Annotated in this window: 14 protein-coding genes; 10 read left to right on the top strand and 4 right to left on the bottom strand. The window is 68.4% G+C overall.

Annotated features, from left to right (window positions below):
• Positions 1-253 precede the first annotated feature (253 nt).
• The 7 genes from QF035_RS33020 to QF035_RS32990 all read left to right on the top strand — a co-directional run bounded on the left by QF035_RS33020 (position 254) and on the right by QF035_RS32990 (position 9265).
• Complete coding sequence (locus QF035_RS33020; protein ID WP_307519984.1) at positions 254-1525, top strand: IS110 family transposase; 1272 nt, start codon at positions 254-256, stop codon at positions 1523-1525.
• A gap of 330 nt (positions 1526-1855) precedes the next feature.
• Positions 1856-2905 (top strand): ABC transporter substrate-binding protein, encoded by a 1050-nt coding sequence (locus tag QF035_RS33015; protein WP_307524053.1) that lies wholly within the window; start codon positions 1856-1858, stop codon positions 2903-2905.
• 149 nt (positions 2906-3054) lie between these two features.
• Positions 3055-3984 carry a siderophore-interacting protein gene (locus QF035_RS33010; RefSeq protein ID WP_307524052.1) on the top strand — a complete coding sequence of 310 codons (930 nt, stop codon included), beginning with the start codon at positions 3055-3057 and terminating at the stop codon, positions 3982-3984.
• 188 nt (positions 3985-4172) lie between these two features.
• Positions 4173-5639: a lysine decarboxylase DesA gene (gene desA / locus QF035_RS33005; RefSeq protein ID WP_307524051.1), complete on the top strand. Its 1467-nt coding sequence runs from the start codon at positions 4173-4175 to the stop codon at positions 5637-5639.
• Positions 5623-6915 (top strand): lysine N(6)-hydroxylase/L-ornithine N(5)-oxygenase family protein, encoded by a 1293-nt coding sequence (locus QF035_RS33000; protein ID WP_307524050.1) that lies wholly within the window; start codon positions 5623-5625, stop codon positions 6913-6915. The genes desA and QF035_RS33000 overlap by 17 nt, the downstream gene beginning before the upstream one ends.
• Positions 6912-7472, top strand: coding sequence for a GNAT family N-acetyltransferase (locus tag QF035_RS32995; protein WP_307524049.1), 561 nt, complete (start codon positions 6912-6914; stop codon positions 7470-7472). Before QF035_RS33000 ends, QF035_RS32995 begins: the two co-directional genes overlap by 4 nt.
• Positions 7469-9265 (top strand): IucA/IucC family protein, encoded by a 1797-nt coding sequence (locus QF035_RS32990; RefSeq protein WP_307524048.1) that lies wholly within the window; start codon positions 7469-7471, stop codon positions 9263-9265. The genes QF035_RS32995 and QF035_RS32990 overlap by 4 nt, the downstream gene beginning before the upstream one ends.
• Positions 9266-9378: 113 nt before the next feature.
• Here QF035_RS32990 and QF035_RS32985 read toward each other — a convergent pair whose 3' ends face one another.
• Positions 9379-10974: a beta-N-acetylhexosaminidase gene (locus QF035_RS32985; RefSeq protein ID WP_307524047.1), complete on the bottom strand. Its 1596-nt coding sequence runs from the start codon at positions 10972-10974 to the stop codon at positions 9379-9381.
• A gap of 62 nt (positions 10975-11036) precedes the next feature.
• On the opposite strand from QF035_RS32985, the gene QF035_RS32980 reads away from it, so the two are divergent.
• Positions 11037-11915 (top strand): DUF4429 domain-containing protein, encoded by an 879-nt coding sequence (locus tag QF035_RS32980; protein ID WP_307524046.1) that lies wholly within the window; start codon positions 11037-11039, stop codon positions 11913-11915.
• A 114-nt stretch (positions 11916-12029) separates the two neighbouring features.
• Here QF035_RS32980 and QF035_RS32975 read toward each other — a convergent pair whose 3' ends face one another.
• Entirely contained in the window at positions 12030-13604 is a 1575-nt protein-coding gene (locus QF035_RS32975) for a purple acid phosphatase family protein (RefSeq protein ID WP_307531617.1), read from the bottom strand.
• 163 nt (positions 13605-13767) lie between these two features.
• Here QF035_RS32975 and QF035_RS32970 point away from each other — a divergent pair, with 163 nt between their 5' ends.
• Positions 13768-14025: a hypothetical protein gene (locus QF035_RS32970; protein WP_055616059.1), complete on the top strand. Its 258-nt coding sequence runs from the start codon at positions 13768-13770 to the stop codon at positions 14023-14025.
• A gap of 106 nt (positions 14026-14131) precedes the next feature.
• On the top strand, positions 14132-15949 hold the full coding sequence (gene glmS, locus QF035_RS32965) for a glutamine--fructose-6-phosphate transaminase (isomerizing) (RefSeq protein ID WP_307524045.1): 1818 nt from the start codon (positions 14132-14134) through the stop codon (positions 15947-15949).
• A 159-nt stretch (positions 15950-16108) separates the two neighbouring features.
• Here glmS and QF035_RS32960 read toward each other — a convergent pair whose 3' ends face one another.
• The gene (locus QF035_RS32960; RefSeq protein WP_307524044.1) at positions 16109-16678 is read right to left on the bottom strand and encodes an acetate uptake transporter; all 570 of its coding nucleotides are present in this window, start codon (positions 16676-16678) and stop codon (positions 16109-16111) included.
• Positions 16679-16913: 235 nt separating this feature from the next.
• Positions 16914-17438 (bottom strand): universal stress protein, encoded by a 525-nt coding sequence (locus QF035_RS32955; protein ID WP_055616056.1) that lies wholly within the window; start codon positions 17436-17438, stop codon positions 16914-16916.
• Positions 17439-17455 lie beyond the last annotated feature (17 nt).

Here is a 17455-nt window from a genome sequence, read left to right as displayed (position 1 = left end):
TCCCCAACAGGTTCGCCAGGCCGGCTGCGCTGGCCTCCTCGGTGGGGGGAAAATCGGGGTGGGCGCCCGGTAAGCCGAAGACTCTGTGATGCCGGTCAGCTCGCCCAACAGGATGGCGATGGGGATCCGCTAGCGGACTTCGGTTTGCGCCACGGCCACCACGGTGACCGGCAGCGCGTGTGTCAGACTCAGCGACTTCCCGGATCCCTCCGGGCGCCCGTTCGATCGGCACGCGTGCGGGAGGGACACGGCGATGGCCAGACAGGACGTGAAGGACGAGGTCCTCTATCTGCGGGCGGCGGGGCTGGATCTGGGCAAGCGGTTCCTGCTGGCGTGCGTACGCACGCCGTGCTTGAAGCGGCCGGGAACCTGGACGCTGGAGACCGAGCGGTTCGCCACCACCCCGGCCGAGATCCGGCGTCTGCTGGCCTGGCTACTCGAGCGCCGGGTCGAGGTGGTGGTGCTCGAGGCCACCTCGGACTACTGGCGCCACCTCTACTACACCTTGCAGCCGCATCTGAACCTGATGCTGGTCAACCCGGCCCACCTCAAGGGCATTCGGGGGCGCAAGAGCGACCCCAGCGACGCCGCGTTCCTGGCCCGGGCGGGCGCCTCGGGCATGGTGATGGGCTCCTTCGTGCCCGAGCGGGAGATCCGCGAACTGCGGGACCTGACCCGCCGCCGCACGCAGCTCATCACGGCACGCGGGCAGGAGGCCCAGCGGCTGGAGAAGGAACTCGAGGACACCGGCATGAAGCTGTCCTCGGTGCTCAGCGACATCACCGGGGCCAGCGGACGCGCCATCATCAACGCACTGATCGGCGGCGAGCGTGACCCCCAGGCGCTGGCCGACCTGGCCATCCGGCGGGCCCGCAGCAAGATCCCGGCCCTGGTTGAGGCACTGGACGGCACGTTCACCGAGCACCACGCGTTCATGTGCCGGCACTACCTCGACGAGATCGACCACCTCACCGCCACGGCCGACCAGCTGGACCAGCGGATCACCGCGCTGCTGACCCGCCTGGAGCACAACAAGGACATCGAGAACCTGGACACCATCCCCGGCATCGGCCCCGCGGCGGCTGAGATCATCATCGCTGAGACCGGTGGGGACATGACCCAGTTCGCCACCGCCGGCCATCTCGCCTCCTGGATCGGGGTCTGCCCGGGCATGAACGAATCCGCCGGCGTCACCAAATCCGCCCGTACCCGCAACGGCAACAGCAACCTGAAACGGCTGTTGGGCATCGCCGCGATGTCGGTGACCCGGAACAAGGACTGCTATCTCAGCGCCTACTACCGGCGCATCGCCGCCCGCCGCGGACGACAGCGGGCCCTGGTCGCGGTGATGCGCAAACTCGCCGTCGCGATCTGGCACATCCTCCGCCACAAGACCCGCTACCAGGACCTCGGCGCCGACTACTTCACCCGCCGCGACCCTGAACGCGCCATGCGTCGCATGACCAAGGAAGCCAACCGCCTCGGCCTCACCGTCCGCTTCGAGCCCATCGCAGCAACGGCCTGACCAGCACACTCACTCAACTTTTCGTGTCAGGGAGTCACGGGATGTTCACAGTTGAGGCACCCTACATATCCGTGGTGCGCACATGTCAAGGGCAAAACCCGAGGCCAACGGGGCGTGAGCGACAAGGGAGTTGAGCCTCATTGGCCGAAAAGATCACACCAGCGGCCTCCCCTATGCCCGGGGTGCACAGGCTGCTCACAGGCGCCATCGTGGACCGCTCCGGGCGTTCCAGTAGGTGAGGGCCGCCTCCTGGACAAGTAATGAGGTTAGGCTAACCTACCTTTCGCACTGTCCGGTGGGTCATCCGCCCTGTTCGAAAGCAGCCACGCCATGTCCAACGCCCGTGCCACCCACCTCACCCGCCGCGGCATCCTCGCCGCCGGTGGCGCCCTCGGCCTCGGTGCCGCGCTCGCCGCCTGCGGTGACGAAGACTCGAAGAGCGGTGGCTCGGGGGACGCGACGAAAAGCGCCGCCGCTTCCGGCCCGTGGAGCTTCGAGGACGACCGCGGTACGACGGTGAAGCTGGACAAGATCCCGGCCAACATCGTCGCCTTCACCGGTGTCGCCGCCGCCCTCTACGACTACGGCATCGAGGTCAAGGGCGTCTTCGGTCCGACGAAGACCAAGGACGGCAAGGCCGATGTCCAGGCCGGCGACATGGACATCAGCAAGGTGACGATCCTCGGCAACACCTGGGGCGAGTTCAACATCGAGAAGTACGCGGGGCTCGCCCCCGACGTCCTGCTCTCCACGATGTTCGACGACGCCGGCACCCTCTGGTACGTCCCCGCGGAGTCCAAGGACAAGATCCTCAAGCTCGCCCCGAGCGTCGGCGTCTCCGTCTTCGACCGCCAGCTGCCCAAGCCGCTGGAGCGCATGCTCGCGCTCGCCGAGTCGCTGGGCGCCGACGTGAAGGCCGCCAAGACCGTCGAGGCGAAGAAGAACTTCGAGACGGCCGCCGAGCGGCTGCGCAAGGCCGCCAAGTCCCGCCCGGAGATCAAGGTCCTCATCGGCTCCGCGAGCCAGGACATCTTCTACGTCTCCGGCTCGAACCTCTCCATCGACCTGGAGTACTTCAAGGCCCTCGGCGTGAACCTCGTCGAGCCCCCGGCCGACACCCTGAAGGCCAGCGGCGGCTGGTTCGAGAACCTGAGCTGGGAGAACGTCGACAAGTACCCGGCGGACATCATCATGATGGACGACCGCACCGCGACCATCCAGCCCGCCGACATCACCAAGGCCACCTGGAAGAAGCTCCCCGCGGTCAAGGCCGACCAGGTCATCCCCCGCACCCCCGAGCCGATCCTCTCCTACGACAAGTGCACCCCCATGCTCAACACCCTCGCCGAAGCGATAGAGAAGGCCAAGAAGGTCGCCTGATCCGTTCGGTTCGGGCCGCCCCTTCAGGGGCGCGGGGAACTGCGCAATCTTTTAGGGGCGCGAGGAACTGCGCGACAAGCCCCCACCGGCCCGCACCCGGGAAACAACAGAACCACCCGCCCCCTGACGCAACTCAGGAGCCAAAAGCCATGCCGACGGCAGTAGCCGCCCCGTTCCGTTTCTTCACCCTTCAGGTCACACGGACGAGGCGGCTCAGCCCGTCCCTCGTCCGCGTCACCTTCACCGGCCCGGACCTCCACGCCTTCGCCTCCAACGGCCAGGACCAGAGCCTCTCGCTCTTCCTCCCCCGCCCGGGCCAGCAGACCCCCGTCATGCCGATGGAGTACGGCGACGGCTGGCGCCAGGCCTGGATCGACACCCCCGAAGACGTCCGCGCGGTCATGCGCTCGTACACCCTGCGCGCCCTGCGCCAGGACGCGAACGGCGCCACCACCGAGATCGACATCGACTTCGTGCTGCACGGCACGGAACCCGGCGCCGCAACTCCCGCGGGCCCGGCCTCCCGCTGGGCCGCGGACGCCGAGGCCGGCGACCGGGCCGTCCTGCTCGGCCCGTCCGTCGCCGACAACACGGCGATCCGGTTCCGCCCGCCCGCCGACGCCGACCTGATCGTCATCTGGGCCGACGAGACGGCCCTGCCCGCCGCCTCGGCCATCCTGGAGACCCTGCCCGCCGGCACGAAGGCCCGCGTCTGGCTGGAGGTCCCGCACACCGGCGACCGCGTCGAACCCACCACCTCCGCGGACGCGGAAATCACCTGGCTCGTACGCGACGAAGTACACGCCGACGCACCCAACGACCTGCGCGGCGCCGCGCCCAAGGACATACACGGCGACGCACCCGCCGAAGCAACCCCCCTCGCCCTGGAAGCCATCCGCACCGCCCAACTCCCCTCCGCCCAGGCCCCGTACGCCTGGATCGCAGGCGAGTCCGGCTGCGTGAAGGCGCTCCGCCGCCACCTCGTGCGGGAGCGCGAGATCGACCGCAGGCGGGTCACGTTCGTCGGCTACTGGCGGCGCGGACTCAGCGAGGAGCAGCTGCGCGAACGAGGCGAGTGACGGGAGCAGTGACGGGCGAAGAAGTGGGCGAAGTAGCAGGCGAAGTGACGAGAGGGAGGCATAGCTCACAGCGTGACGGGTGGGGCGGACACCGATAGGAAGTTAGGTTAGGCTTACCTAAGTTCAGAGAGTCGCCCCCCACCTCTCTCCCGCGCCCGTTTCTCTCCTGTCCCCCGGAGGACTCCCCCATGCGCTCGCACCTGCTCAATGACACGACCGCGGAGCGGTACCGCCGCTCCGTGACCGAAGGAATAGAGCGGGTGGCGGCCAAACTCGCCACCACCGACCGTCCGTTCACAGGCGTCACGGTCGACGCCCTCGCGCCCCGGATCGAGCAGATCGACCTCGACAAGCCGCTGCACGACACGACCGCGGTGCTCGACGAGCTGGAGGACGTCTACCTCCGGGACGCCGTCTACTTCCACCACCCCCGCTACCTCGCGCACCTCAACTGCCCGGTGGTCATACCCGCCGTGCTCGGCGAGGCGGTCCTCTCCGCCGTCAACTCCTCCCTCGACACCTGGGACCAGTCGGCCGGCGGCACCCTCATCGAGCGCAAGCTGATCGACTGGACCAACGACCGCATCGGGTTCGGGCCCTCCGCCGACGGCGTGTTCACCTCCGGCGGTTCGCAGTCCAACCTCCAGGCGCTGCTGCTCGCCCGCGAGGAGGCCAAACCAGGGCGGGCAGGGTGGGAAGCGTCGGCCTCGCACGCCAAACTGCGCATCTTCGCCTCCGAGGTGAGCCACTTCAGCGTCAAGAAGTCGGCGAAACTCCTCGGCCTCGGCCAGGACTCCGTGGTCTCGATCCCCGTGGGCAACGACAAGCGCATGCAGACGGTCGCGCTCGCCCGTGAGCTGGAGCGCTGCAAGCGCGACGGCCTGGTCCCGATGGCCGTCGTCGCGACCGCCGGCACCACCGACTTCGGCTCCATCGACCCGCTGCCCGAGATCGCCGAGCTGTGCGAGCAGTTCGGTGCCTGGATGCACGTCGACGCCGCGTACGGCTGCGGACTGCTCGCATCTCTGAAGAACCGGCACCGCATCGACGGCATCGAGCGCGCCGACTCCGTGACCGTGGACTACCACAAGTCCTTCTTCCAGCCGGTGAGTTCGTCCGCCGTACTGGTCCGCGACGCGGCCACCCTGCGCCACGCGACCTACCACGCGGAGTACCTCAACCCGCACCGGATGGTGCAGGAGCGCATCCCCAACCAGGTCGACAAGTCCCTCCAGACCACCCGCCGCTTCGACGCCCTCAAGCTGTGGATGACGCTGCGCGTGATGGGCGCCGACGGCATCGGCCAGCTCTTCGACGAGGTCTGCGAACTGGCCGGGGAGGGCTGGAGGCTGCTCGCCGCCGACCCACGCTACGACGTCGTGGTCGAGCCGTCGCTGTCCACCCTCGTCTTCCGCTACATCCCGGCGGCCGTCACCGACCCGGCCGAGATCGACCGCGCCAACCTGTACGCCCGCAAGGCCCTGTTCGCCTCCGGCGACGCGGTGGTCGCGGGTACGAAGGTCGGCGGCCGCCACTTCCTCAAGTTCACCCTGCTCAACCCCGAGACCACGGCGGACGACATCTCCGCCGTGCTCGACCTGATCGCCGGCCATGCCGAGCAGTACCTGGGAGAGTCCCTTGACCGCGCTTCCTGAATCCGCGCTTCCTGGATCCGCCGTACGGATCCACGACTTCATCGGCATCGGGCTCGGCCCCTTCAACCTCGGCCTCGCCTGTCTCACCGAGCCGATCGACGAACTCGACGGTGTCTTCCTGGAGTCCAAGCCGGACTTCGAGTGGCACTCCGGGATGTTCCTGGAGGGCGCACACCTCCAGACCCCGTTCATGTCGGACCTGGTCACCCTGGCCGACCCGACGTCCCCGTACTCCTTCCTCAACTACCTCAAGGAATCGGGCCGTCTGTACTCGTTCTACATCCGCGAGAACTTCTACCCGCTGCGGGTCGAGTACGACGACTACTGCCGCTGGGCCGCCTCGAAACTGACCAGCGTCCGTTTCAGCACGACGGTCGCGGAGGTCTCGTACGCCGATGACGTGTACGTCGTCCGCACGACGGCCGGTGCCGAGTTCCGCGCCCGGCACCTCGTCCTGGGCACCGGCACTCCCCCGTACATACCCGAGGCCTGCCAGGACCTCGGCGGGGACTTCATCCACAACTCCCGCTACCAGCAGCACAAGCGGGAGCTGCAGGCCAAGAAGTCGATCACGCTCGTCGGCAGCGGGCAGTCCGCGGCCGAGATCTACTACGACCTGCTGAGCGAGATCGACGTCCACGGCTACCGGCTGAACTGGGTCACGCGCTCGCCGCGCTTCTTCCCGCTCGAATACACCAAGCTGACGCTGGAGATGACCTCCCCGGAGTACATCGACTACTTCCACGCGCTGCCCGAGCGGACCCGCTACCGCCTCCAGACGGAGCAGAAGGGCCTGTTCAAGGGCATCGACGGCGAGCTGATCGACTCGATCTTCGACCTGCTCTACCAGAAGAACCTCGGCGGCCCGGTCCCCACCCGCCTGCTCACCAACTCCGCCCTCAGCAGGGCGAGTCACGAGAACGGCACGTACACCCTGGGCCTGCGCCAGGAGGAGCAGGGCAAGGACTACGAGCTGCACTCCGAGGGCCTGGTCCTGGCGACCGGCTACAAGTACGTGGAGCCCGAGTTCCTGAGGCTCGTCCGCGACCGCATCGTCTACGACGAGCAGGGCAATCACGACGTGGCCCGCAACTACGCCATCGACACGACCGGCCGCGGCATCTTCCTCCAGAACGCCGGCGTCCACACCCACTCGATCACCTCACCCGACCTGGGCATGGGCGCGTACCGCAACGCCTACATCATCCGGGAACTGCTCGGCACCGAGTACTACCCGGTGGAGAAGTCCATCGCGTTCCAGGAGTTCGCGGTATGAGCGCCGCCGGAACCGGCAACACCGTCGGCACCCTGAGCCTGCGCCCCCTCGACCCCCTCAAGGACGCCGAGCTCCTGCACTCCTGGGTGACGCATCCCAAGGCCGCCTTCTGGATGATGCAGGAGGCGAAGCTCCAGGACGTGGAGCGGGAGTACATGGCCATCACGGCCAACGAGCACCATCACGCGTATCTCGGGTTCCACGACGGACGGCCCGCGTTCCTGATGGAGAAGTACGACCCCCGGTACATCGAGCTGGTCGGGCTGTACGAGCCCGAGCCCGGTGACGTCGGTATGCACTTCCTGGTCGCCCCCACCGACCGGCCCGTGCACGGCTTCACCAGGGCCGTCATCACCGCGGTGATGGACGAGCTGTTCGCCGACCCGCGCACCCGGCGGGTCGTCGTCGAGCCGGATGTCAGCAACAAGGCAGTGCACGCGCTGAACGAGGCCGTCGGCTTCGTCCCGGCGCGCGAGATCGACAAGCCGGAGAAGCGCGCGCTGCTCTCCTTCTGCACGCGCGAGCAATTCTTGGCCACCCGAGGAGTTTCCCTGTGACCCTGTCCGACGCCGTGGCACATCTGTCCCCCCACCGCTGGGCCCGGGCCAACCGCCTCCTCATCCGCAAGGCCCTCGCCGAGTTCGCCCACGAACGGCTGATCACCCCGGAGCCGACCGACAGCAGCGATGGCAAAGACGGCAACCCCGCCGAGTACGCCATCCGCAGTGACGACGGCCTGACCCGCTACCGGTTCACCGCCACCCGCCGCGCCCTCGACCACTGGCAGGTCGACGCCGAGTCGATCACCAGGCACCGGGACGGCGGCGAACTCCCCCTGCACGCCCTGGACTTCTTCGTCGAGCTGAAGGGTGCGCTCGGTCTGAGCGACGAGGTGCTCCCGGTCTACCTGGAGGAGATCTCCTCCACCCTCGCCGGCACCTGCTACAAGCTCACCAAGCACCGGCTCACCTCCGCCGAGCTCGCGAAAAGCGGCTTCCAGGAGATCGAGACGGGCATGACCGAGGGCCACCCCTGCTTCGTCGCCAACAACGGGCGACTGGGCTTCGGGGTCCACGAGTACCTCTCGTACGCTCCGGAGACGGCCAGCCCCGTACGGCTCGTGTGGCTGGCCGCGCACCGCTCGCGGGCCGCCTTCACGGCGGGCGTGGGCATCGAGTACGAGTCGTTCCTGCGCGAGGAGCTGGGCGAGGAGACGGTCGCGCGGTTCGACGACACCCTGCGCGGCCAGGAGTTGGACCCGGCGGACTTCCTGTTCATCCCGGTCCACCCCTGGCAGTGGTGGAACAAGCTCACCGTCACCTTCGCCTCCGAGGTCGCCCAGAAGCGACTGGTGTGCCTGGGCGAGGGCGACGACGAGTACCTGGCCCAGCAGTCGATCCGGACGTTCTTCAACAAGAGCGCCCCCGAGAAGCACTATGTGAAGACCGCCCTGTCGGTCATCAACATGGGCTTCATGCGCGGCCTGTCCGCCGCCTACATGGAGGCGACCCCGGCCATCAACGACTGGCTGGCCGGGCTCATCGACAACGACCCGGTGTTGAAGTCGACGGGCCTGTCGATCATCCGCGAGCGGGCGGCCGTCGGCTACCGGCACCTGGAGTACGAGGCCGCCACCGACCGCTACTCCCCGTACCGGAAAATGCTCGCCGCCCTGTGGCGGGAGAGCCCGGTCCCCTCGCTCCGGGACGGCGAGTCCCTGGCCACCATGGCCTCGCTCGTCCATGTCGACCACGAGGGCGCGTCGATCGCGGCCACGCTCATCGAGCGCTCGGGGCTGACGCCGGTGGAGTGGCTGCGCCGCTATCTGCGGGCCTACTTCACACCCCTGCTGCACAGCTTCTACGCGTACGACCTGGTGTTCATGCCGCACGGCGAGAACGTCATCCTCGTGCTCAAGGACGGTGTCGTCGAGCGGGCGATCTACAAGGACATCGCCGAGGAGATCGCCGTCATGGACCCGGACGCGGTACTCCCGCCGACGGTCGAGCGGCTGCGCGTCGACGTGCCCGAGGACAAGAAACTCCTGTCGATCTTCACGGACGTCTTCGACTGCTTCTTCCGCTTCCTCGCCGCGAACCTGGCGGGCGAGGGCGTCCTGGAGGAGGACGACTTCTGGCGGACGGTCGCCGACTGCGTACGCGAGTACCAGGAGGCCACACCCGAACTCGCGGACAAGTTCAAGCAGTACGACATGTTCGCGCCCGAGTTCTCGCTGTCCTGCCTCAACCGTCTCCAACTGCGCGACAACGAGCAGATGGTGGATCTCGCCGATCCCGCCGGAGCCCTCCAGCTCGTCGGGAACCTGAAGAACCCCATCGCCGGGCTGTAAGCACGGACCTGCACACCGACTTACAGCTCCCACAAGCAGGCGGGCGTCCCCCAGAACGGTCCCAGGGGGCGCCCGCCGCCGTGTTCACCTGTCGAGCGTCAGCTGCTCGGTAACTACTCGGCGGGCCAGGGGACTTGCGACGACCGGTAGTAGCCGGTCCCCATCGCGTCCCACCGCGGCGCCTGTGCCGCGAGCCGCACCTTGTACGTGTCCCAGTCGTGTGTAAACGCGGGCGACCAGCCGAGCTCGGCCACCCCGGGCAGCCGCGGGAACGCCATGTAGTCGAGGTTCGCCGAGGTGGCGAGGGTCTCCGTCCACAGCGGCGCCTCGACACCCCGGACCGCCGAACCGGGCACGCCCGCAAGGTAGTTGCCGGGATCCCAGTCGTAGGACCGCTTGACCTCCACCAGGCCGGCCCAGTCGAGGCCGAGCGGGGTGTCCGCGTTGTACTTCATGTCGAGGTACACCCGGTCGGCGGGCGACAGGACGATCCCGGTCCCGTTCCGCGCGGCCGCCGCGACCTGCTCCTTCTCGGCGGCGTTCGTGTCGTCCAGGCCCCAGTACTGGGCCAGCGCGCCCTTGGCGGGGGTCGCCCCGGTCAGCTGGTGCCAGCCCATGACCTTCTTCCCGTACTTGGCGACGACCGGCTGCACCTTGGTCATGAACTCCACGAAGTCCTCGTGGGGCGTCGAGTGCGCCTCGTCGCCCCCGATGTGGATGTACCTGCCGGGCGTGATCGCGGCCAGCTCACGGATCACGTCGTCCACGAAGTCGTACGTCACCGGCTTGCCGACGCACAGCGAGCTGAAGCCGACCTCGGTGCCGGTGTAGAGCGGGGGCGCGACCCCGTCGCAGTTCAGCTCCGCGTACGAGGCGAGCGCCGCGTTGGTGTGGCCGGGCATGTCGATCTCGGGCACGACTTCGAGGAAGCGCGAGGAGGCGTACCGGACGATCTCCTTGTACTGGGCCTTCGTGTAGAAGCCGCCGGTTCCGCCGCCGACCTGCGTGGACCCGCCGTACGAGGCGAGCCGCGGCCAGGAGTCGATCGCGATCCGCCAGCCCTGGTCGTCGCTCAGGTGCAGGTGCAGCGTGTTGACCTTGTAGAGCGCCAACTGGTCGATGTAGCGCTTGACTTGATCGACGCCGAAGAAGTGCCGGGAGACGTCCAGCATCGCGCCGCGGTAGCCGTAGCGGGGCGTGTCGGTGATGGTGCCGCCGGCGACCGCCCAGGGTCCGGGCTGTACGGAGTCCTTCTCGACCGCGGCCGGGAGGAGCTGGCGCAGGGTCTGCACACCGTGGAAGAGCCCGGCGGGCTCCCGGGCCGTGATGGTGACGGCACCCTTGCCGCTCTTCAGCCGGTAGCCCTCCGCTCCGAGCGCGGAGTCCTTGCGGGCGAGCTGGAGCCGGATGCCGTCGCGTCCGCCGTCGTCCGTGACCGGCAGTCGATAGCCGGTCGAGGGACGCAGCACATCGGCCAGATACGAGCCGATGCGCCGGGCCTCCCCCGAGTCGTCCACGCGGATGCGCGTACTGCTGGTGATCCGGTACGGGGATCCGCCCGCGTCGACAGAGGCGGGGACCGGAATCACCTGGCCGAGCGGAGTAGCGGTTCGGTCGGCGGCGGCCGGTGCCGCGCCGACGACGGAGATACCTGCAGCCACCACGAGCAGCAGCGTACCGAGGAGTCGGGGCGTTCTGTGCTGTCTCACATGCGCTCCCTTCGAATGGGTATAGACCACTCTCCCGCACGGGCGGTGAAACAATCACCCCCATGGCGGAAATCATCCAACGGGACGGCACGTGGACCTTCGACGGCGACGCCCTGCGGCTCGTGCCCGGCCGTGACAAGAACGTGGGCCTGCTGCGCAAGACGTTGGGCGAACTCGCCGTACCGCTGGGCGCGTTGGCCGGAGTCTCGTTCGAGCAGGGCAAGAAGTCCGGGCGGCTCAGGCTCCGGCTGCGCGACGGCGCCGACCCGCTGCTGCACGCGACCGGCGGCAGACTCACGGACTCCCACGACCCCTACCAGATGACCGTCGACTCGGACCGCTACGGCGTCGCCGAGTACTTCGTGGACGAGATCCGCAACGCGCTGCTCCTGGACGAGGTGCCCGCCACCGCCGTCGACCGCTATCTGCTGCCGGGGCCCGCGGTGCCCCTGTCGGTCTCCGCGGGCGACGGCACCGCGAGCTTCGACGGGGAGACCATCCGCCTGGAGTGGAACTGGAAGACGGAGGAGGCCAAGTCGGCTGCCGGGGCCCGCACGCTCGCCCTGGCCGACATCCAGTCCGTGGAGTGGCATCCCGCGGTCGGCCTGGAGAACGGCTTCCTGCGCTTCACCGTCCGGGGCGCACCCACGAAAGCACCACCGAAGTACGACCCCAACTCGATCGACCTGTGGGGCTTCAAGAAGGACCCCCTGATGGCCCTGGTAGCGGCAGCGGTCCAGGCCCGCCTCCCCCACCCGTCGGCCCCGTCCCCCACGGACACCCCACCGAAGCAACTCACCCCCACCCCGGCCCCACCCCCGGAAGCCGACCACGACGCCCTCCTACGCCGCCTCCGCGAACTCGGCGACCTCCACAAGTCCGGCGTCCTGACGGACGAGGAATTCACCTTGGCCAAGCAGGCGGTACTGAGGGGCATGTAGCCCTTCAAAGACGGCGCCCGCGCCCCCGGTGGGGGCGCGGGCGCCGTCTTTCAGGGGCGCGGGGAACTGCGCGAGCAACCACAACGCACCCGCAGCCGCCGACCCACAATCAGCTCAACGAACCCGCCGCGCCACAGTGAAGTGGTCAACCTCCTCACCGGTCTCGGCGATCCCCCGCACCTTCAACGTGGCAAGCCGCCCCCGAGACGCCAGCGTCACATCCACCCGCAGGAACGAGTAGTCGAGATACCGCACCCGCGACCAGGCAACGGTCTCATTGACCTTGCCCTCCTTCGTGTTGATGAAGGAGGCGACGGACTCGACCTCATTCTCATGCCCCTCGTACGACACCGGCGCGGTGAACGCGTACAGACTGCGCCCCGCCGCCCCCGCCGTCACGTACACCACACCGTCCGTCTCGGGATAGGCCGTACCGCCGATCGGCAGCTTCTTGGTGACCTCGCCCGCCTTGATGACGTCCGTGCGCTCGTACTGGTGGTTGTGGCCGTTGATGACGAGATCCACCGTGTACTTCTCGAACAGCGGCACCCACTCCTGTCGCACACCCCCCTCCGAGGCGTGCGAGGTGGAGGTGCAGTAGGCGCAGTGGTGGAAGAAGACCACGACGAAGTCGACGTCCTTCGAGGCGCGGTACTTCTTCAGCTGCGCCTCGAGCCACTTGGTCTGCGTACCGCCGGAGATCCCCAGGTTGGCCGGGATCTCGAAGGAGATGTCGTTGGCGTCGAGCGAGATGACCGCCGTGTTGCCGTAGACGAAGGAGTAGACGCCCGGCAGGTTCTTCTTGTCGGGGCCGTTGTCCGGGAGGTTCCAGCGGGCGTCCTCGCCGCCGTAGCCGTTGGGCGAGTACCAGGCCTCCATGTCGTGGTTGCCGTAGGCCGGCATCCACGGGACGGACTTGGCGACCGACTCGGTCTGCGCGAGGAACTGGTCCCACACGCGCGAGTCGAACCCGGCGTCGGCGGTCTGGCCCGCACCGGCCGGGTCGGCGTACGCGATGTCGCCGGCGTGCAGGTGGAAGGCCGGGTTCTGGCCGAGCAGCAGGCTGTTGTTGGCGAGGCCGTGGTAGCCGACGCCCTCGTCGCCGAAGGCCGTGAAGGTGAACGACTCCTTGTGCGCGGGGGCGGTGGTGAAGGTGCCGAGCGTGCCGAGCAGGTGCGCCTCGGCCGGGTCGAAGCCCGCGTGGCCGACGCCGTAGTAGTACGTCCGGCCGGGCCGCAGGTGGGTGAGCTTGGCGTGCACGTAGTACTGGGTGTGGTTGCCGCTCGCGCCGACGCCGGCCGGGGTGAAGAGGGTACGGACCTCGGCGTCGATCTTGTGGGAGAGGTCCCAGGGGTGGGCGCCGATGCGGACGAAGGGCTTCTTCACCGGGACCGGGACCTGCCAGGAGACGGTGATCTCCGTACGGGGGTCGCTGCCCCAGGCGAGATGGCGGCCGAAGGGGGCGACGAGCGCGCCGTCGACGCTCTCGGTGCGCGCGGCGGTCCGCGTCGGTACGGAAGTCTTCGTCGCCGCCTGTGCGACGGCGCCGGGCACGAAGGCCCCGCCCGCGACGGCGCCCAGCGTGACGGCGCCGCCGCTGATCATCGTGCGCCGCGAGAATCTGGCGCGAAGGTATTCGTGCTGCTCGGCCATGCTCATGCGCGCGGCGAGCTGCTCCGGTACGCCCATGCGTGGAGTGTCCATGGCCGAAAAGGTGCTCCTGGCAACCATCGCACCGCAGGCCACAGGATGAACAGGCCCCAAACAGCCTCCCATAAGAGTTTCAACAGCCTCGTGCCCGAAATCGGGCAGGATTCTTGCGATTGCCAGCGCTTTACCTCAGGATCGACGGGTGCACGACGAACTTGTTGATCATCTGACGCGCTCCTCACCCCTCAGCCGGGGCGAGGCACTGCGGGTGATCCAGGACGTCCTCGCCTACTTCGACGAGGCGACCGACGACTACGTCCGTCGCCGCCATCGCGAGCTCCAGGCTCAGGGACTGGTGAACTCGACGATCTTCGAACGGATCGCGGCAGACCTGAAGTACCGCGCGGTCGCACCGCCCGAGCTCACGCTCAGACAGCTGCGCCGCATCGTCTACGGCTGATCGCCGGACAAGACCAACAGCACGACAGAGCCGAACAGAACGACAGAGCCGGTCACGACGGAGCCGCTTCGGCGCGGCCGGCCGACAGAGGGGAACCGAAGAACGTATGTGCGGAATCGTGGGATACATCGGCAGGCGTGATGTGGCACCGCTCCTCCTCGAAGGCCTGCAGCGCCTCGAGTACCGCGGCTACGACTCGGCGGGCATCGTCGTGACGTCTCCGAAGACGGCCGGCCTGAAGATGGTCAAGGCCAAGGGCCGCGTCCGTGACCTGGAGGCCCGCGTCCCCAAGCGCTTCGCCGGCACCACCGGCATCGCCCACACCCGCTGGGCCACCCACGGCGCCCCCTCCGACGTGAACGCGCACCCTCACATGTCGGCCGACAACAAGGTCGCCGTCGTCCACAACGGCATCATCGACAACGCCTCCGATCTGCGGAAGAAGCTGGAGGCCGACGGCGTCGAGTTCCTCTCCGAGACCGACACCGAGGTCCTCACCCACCTCATCGCCCGCTCCCAGGCCGAGAAGCTGGAGGACAAGGTCCGCGAGACCCTCCGGGTCGTCGAGGGCACGTACGGCATCGCCGTCATGCACGCCGACTTCGCGGACCGCATCGTGGTGGCCCGCAACGGCTCGCCGGTCGTCCTCGGCATCGGCGAGAAGGAGATGTTCGTCGCCTCGGACATCGCCGCGCTCGTCACCCACACCCGCCAGATCGTCACGCTCGACGACGGCGAGATGGCGACGCTGAAGGCCGACGACTTCCGTACGTACACGACCGAGGGCACGCGCACCACGGCCGAGCCGACCACCGTGGAGTGGGAGGCCGCCTCGTACGACATGGGCGGCCACGACACGTACATGCACAAGGAGATCCACGAGCAGGCCGACGCCGTGGACCGTGTGCTGCGCGGCCGGATCGACGACCGGTTCTCGACGGTCCACCTCGGTGGCCTGAACCTGGACGCCCGCGAGGCGCGCCAGATCCGCCGCGTGAAGATCCTCGGCTGCGGCACCTCGTACCACGCGGGCATGATCGGCGCGCAGATGATAGAGGAGCTGGCCCGTATCCCCGCGGACGCCGAGCCCGCCTCGGAGTTCCGCTACCGCAACGCGGTCGTCGACCCCGACACGCTGTACGTGGCGGTGTCCCAGTCCGGTGAGACGTACGACGTGCTGGCCGCCGTGCAGGAGCTGAAGCGCAAGGGCGCGCGGGTCCTGGGCATCGTGAACGTGGTCGGTTCGGCCATCGCCCGCGAGGCCGACGGCGGCATGTACGTGCACGCGGGCCCCGAGGTCTGTGTCGTCTCCACCAAGTGCTTCACCAACACCACGGTCGCCTTCGCGCTGCTGGCGCTGCACCTGGGCCGCACCCGTGACCTGTCGGTCTCCGACGGCAAGCGGATCATCGAGGGCCTGCGCAGGCTGCCCGGCCAGATCACGGAGATCCTCGACCAGGAGGATGAGATCAAGAAGCTCGCCGAGCAGTACGCCGAGGCGCGCTCGATGCTCTTCATCGGCCGGGTCCGCGGCTATCCGGTGGCCCGCGAGGCCTCGCTGAAGCTCAAGGAGGTCTCGTACATCCACGCCGAGGCCTACCCCGCCTCGGAGTTGAAGCACGGCCCGCTCGCGCTGATCGAGCCCGCGCTGCCGACGGTCGCGATCGTCCCGAACGACGACCTGCTGGAGAAGAACCGCGCGGCCCTGGAGGAGATCAAGGCCCGCAGCGGCAAGATCCTCGCCGTGGCCCACGAGTGCCAGGAGAAGGCCGACCAGACCATCGTCGTCCCGAAGAACGAGGACGAACTGGACCCCATCCTGATGGGCATCCCCCTCCAACTCCTCGCCTACCACACGGCCTTGGCCCTGGGCAGGGACATCGACAAGCCGAGGAACCTGGCGAAGTCGGTCACGGTGGAGTAGCCCCGCCGCGGCGCGCCCCCGTAAGGGGCGCGGGGAACTGCGCGACCAGCCCCCACGACCCGCAGGGGCCGAACAAGAGGACGGACCCGCCGTGTTGCCACCAGAACACGGGGGTCCGTCCACGGGCCGGGGCCGCCCAAAACCCCGGCAGGCTGCCAATTAGCCGGTTGCCGTCACGCCCCGGCCGGCAGCACGACGCGGCATGGCCGTAGGCCAGTGAGCCAGCGCCGCAGTCGCGGCATACCAGGCGGCCAGCCCGCCGACGACCGCGAACCACCCGCCCACCTTCGCAAGCGCCGCGGAGTCACCGAACTGCGCCACGGCGAGCAACACCATCGCCACGAAGAGCAACCCGTACGCACCCCTGGTGAGCGGGGCCGAGGCGGACGCCCCCAGCGTCAGACTCAGCGCGACGAGCGCGAAGAGCAGCAGGAACAGCCCCGCCGCGTTGTCGGAGACCTGCGTGTCGGCACCGACACCCCAGGTGAACCAGAACGCCCCGAGCCCGGCAAAGGCCGTACCCGTGAACGTGTCGCGGTCGCGGAAGGCCATGAGGCCGGCGACGAAGAGTGCGATGCCACCGACGTAGGTGGCGAGAGAGACGGAATCGGCTGCCGTGACACCGTCGATCACTTCGGTGTGACCGAGGCCGAAGGCCAGCAGGGTGAGTCCGAGTGCGAGATGGCCGAGGGTCCAGGTGGTGCTTCCCGCGGAGACGTCATTGTCCACGGCGGGCTCCCTTCGTGCATGTGCTGTTGTGCGGTGACCGGTATATGCCCTTCACAAGCGCACAAACACATCTACGCGTGAGTAGATTTACCCGACACGTAAAGGAAGTTGACCTCACCCGCGGCTCATCTCACCTGGGACAACGCCGAGTTGCGAAACGGCAACACCGAAGGCGTTCGAACAGGGGTCGAAACATGGGCGATCAGCGGTCGGTCGGGGAGCGGCCGGAGGCCGATCAGGGGATGACGACCACCGGGCGCTGCGCACGCTTCGCGAGCCGGCCGGCGACGGAGCCGAAGATGCGTCCGACGATGCCGTGGGTCGATCCGACGACGATCGCGTCCGCCTCGTACTCCCGCCCCACCTCTTCGAGTTCGTGGCAGATGTCCCCGCCGCGCTCGACGAGGATCCAGGGGACCTCGGCCAGATACTCCGCGCAGGCGAGTTCGAGCCCGAGCACCTCGGTGCGGTGATCGGGGACATCGACGAAGACCGGGGGCTCGCAGCCCGCCCACACCGTGGTGGGCAGCCGGTTGGCGACGTGGACGATGATCAGGCCCGAGCCCGAGCGGCAGGCCATGCCGATCGCGTACGCGAGGGCGCGCTCGCTGGACGTCGATCCGTCGAAGCCGACGACGACGCCGTGCTTGAAGGCGGGATCGCAGGACTGACGTGGTTCTTCCGCCGCCAAGGGCTCGGCCGCCGTGGGATCGGCGACGGGGCGCTTGCGGTCCGCGGGTTCGAATTCGTGACCGGCCATGAGTGTCTCGGCGTTCG

This window comes from Streptomyces umbrinus, from assembly GCF_030817415.1.
In the GTDB taxonomy this organism is placed as follows: Bacteria; Actinomycetota; Actinomycetes; order Streptomycetales; family Streptomycetaceae; genus Streptomyces; species Streptomyces umbrinus_A.
The sequence above is the reverse complement of the archived record's forward strand: the minus strand, read 5'-3'. Positions and strand labels throughout refer to the sequence as shown.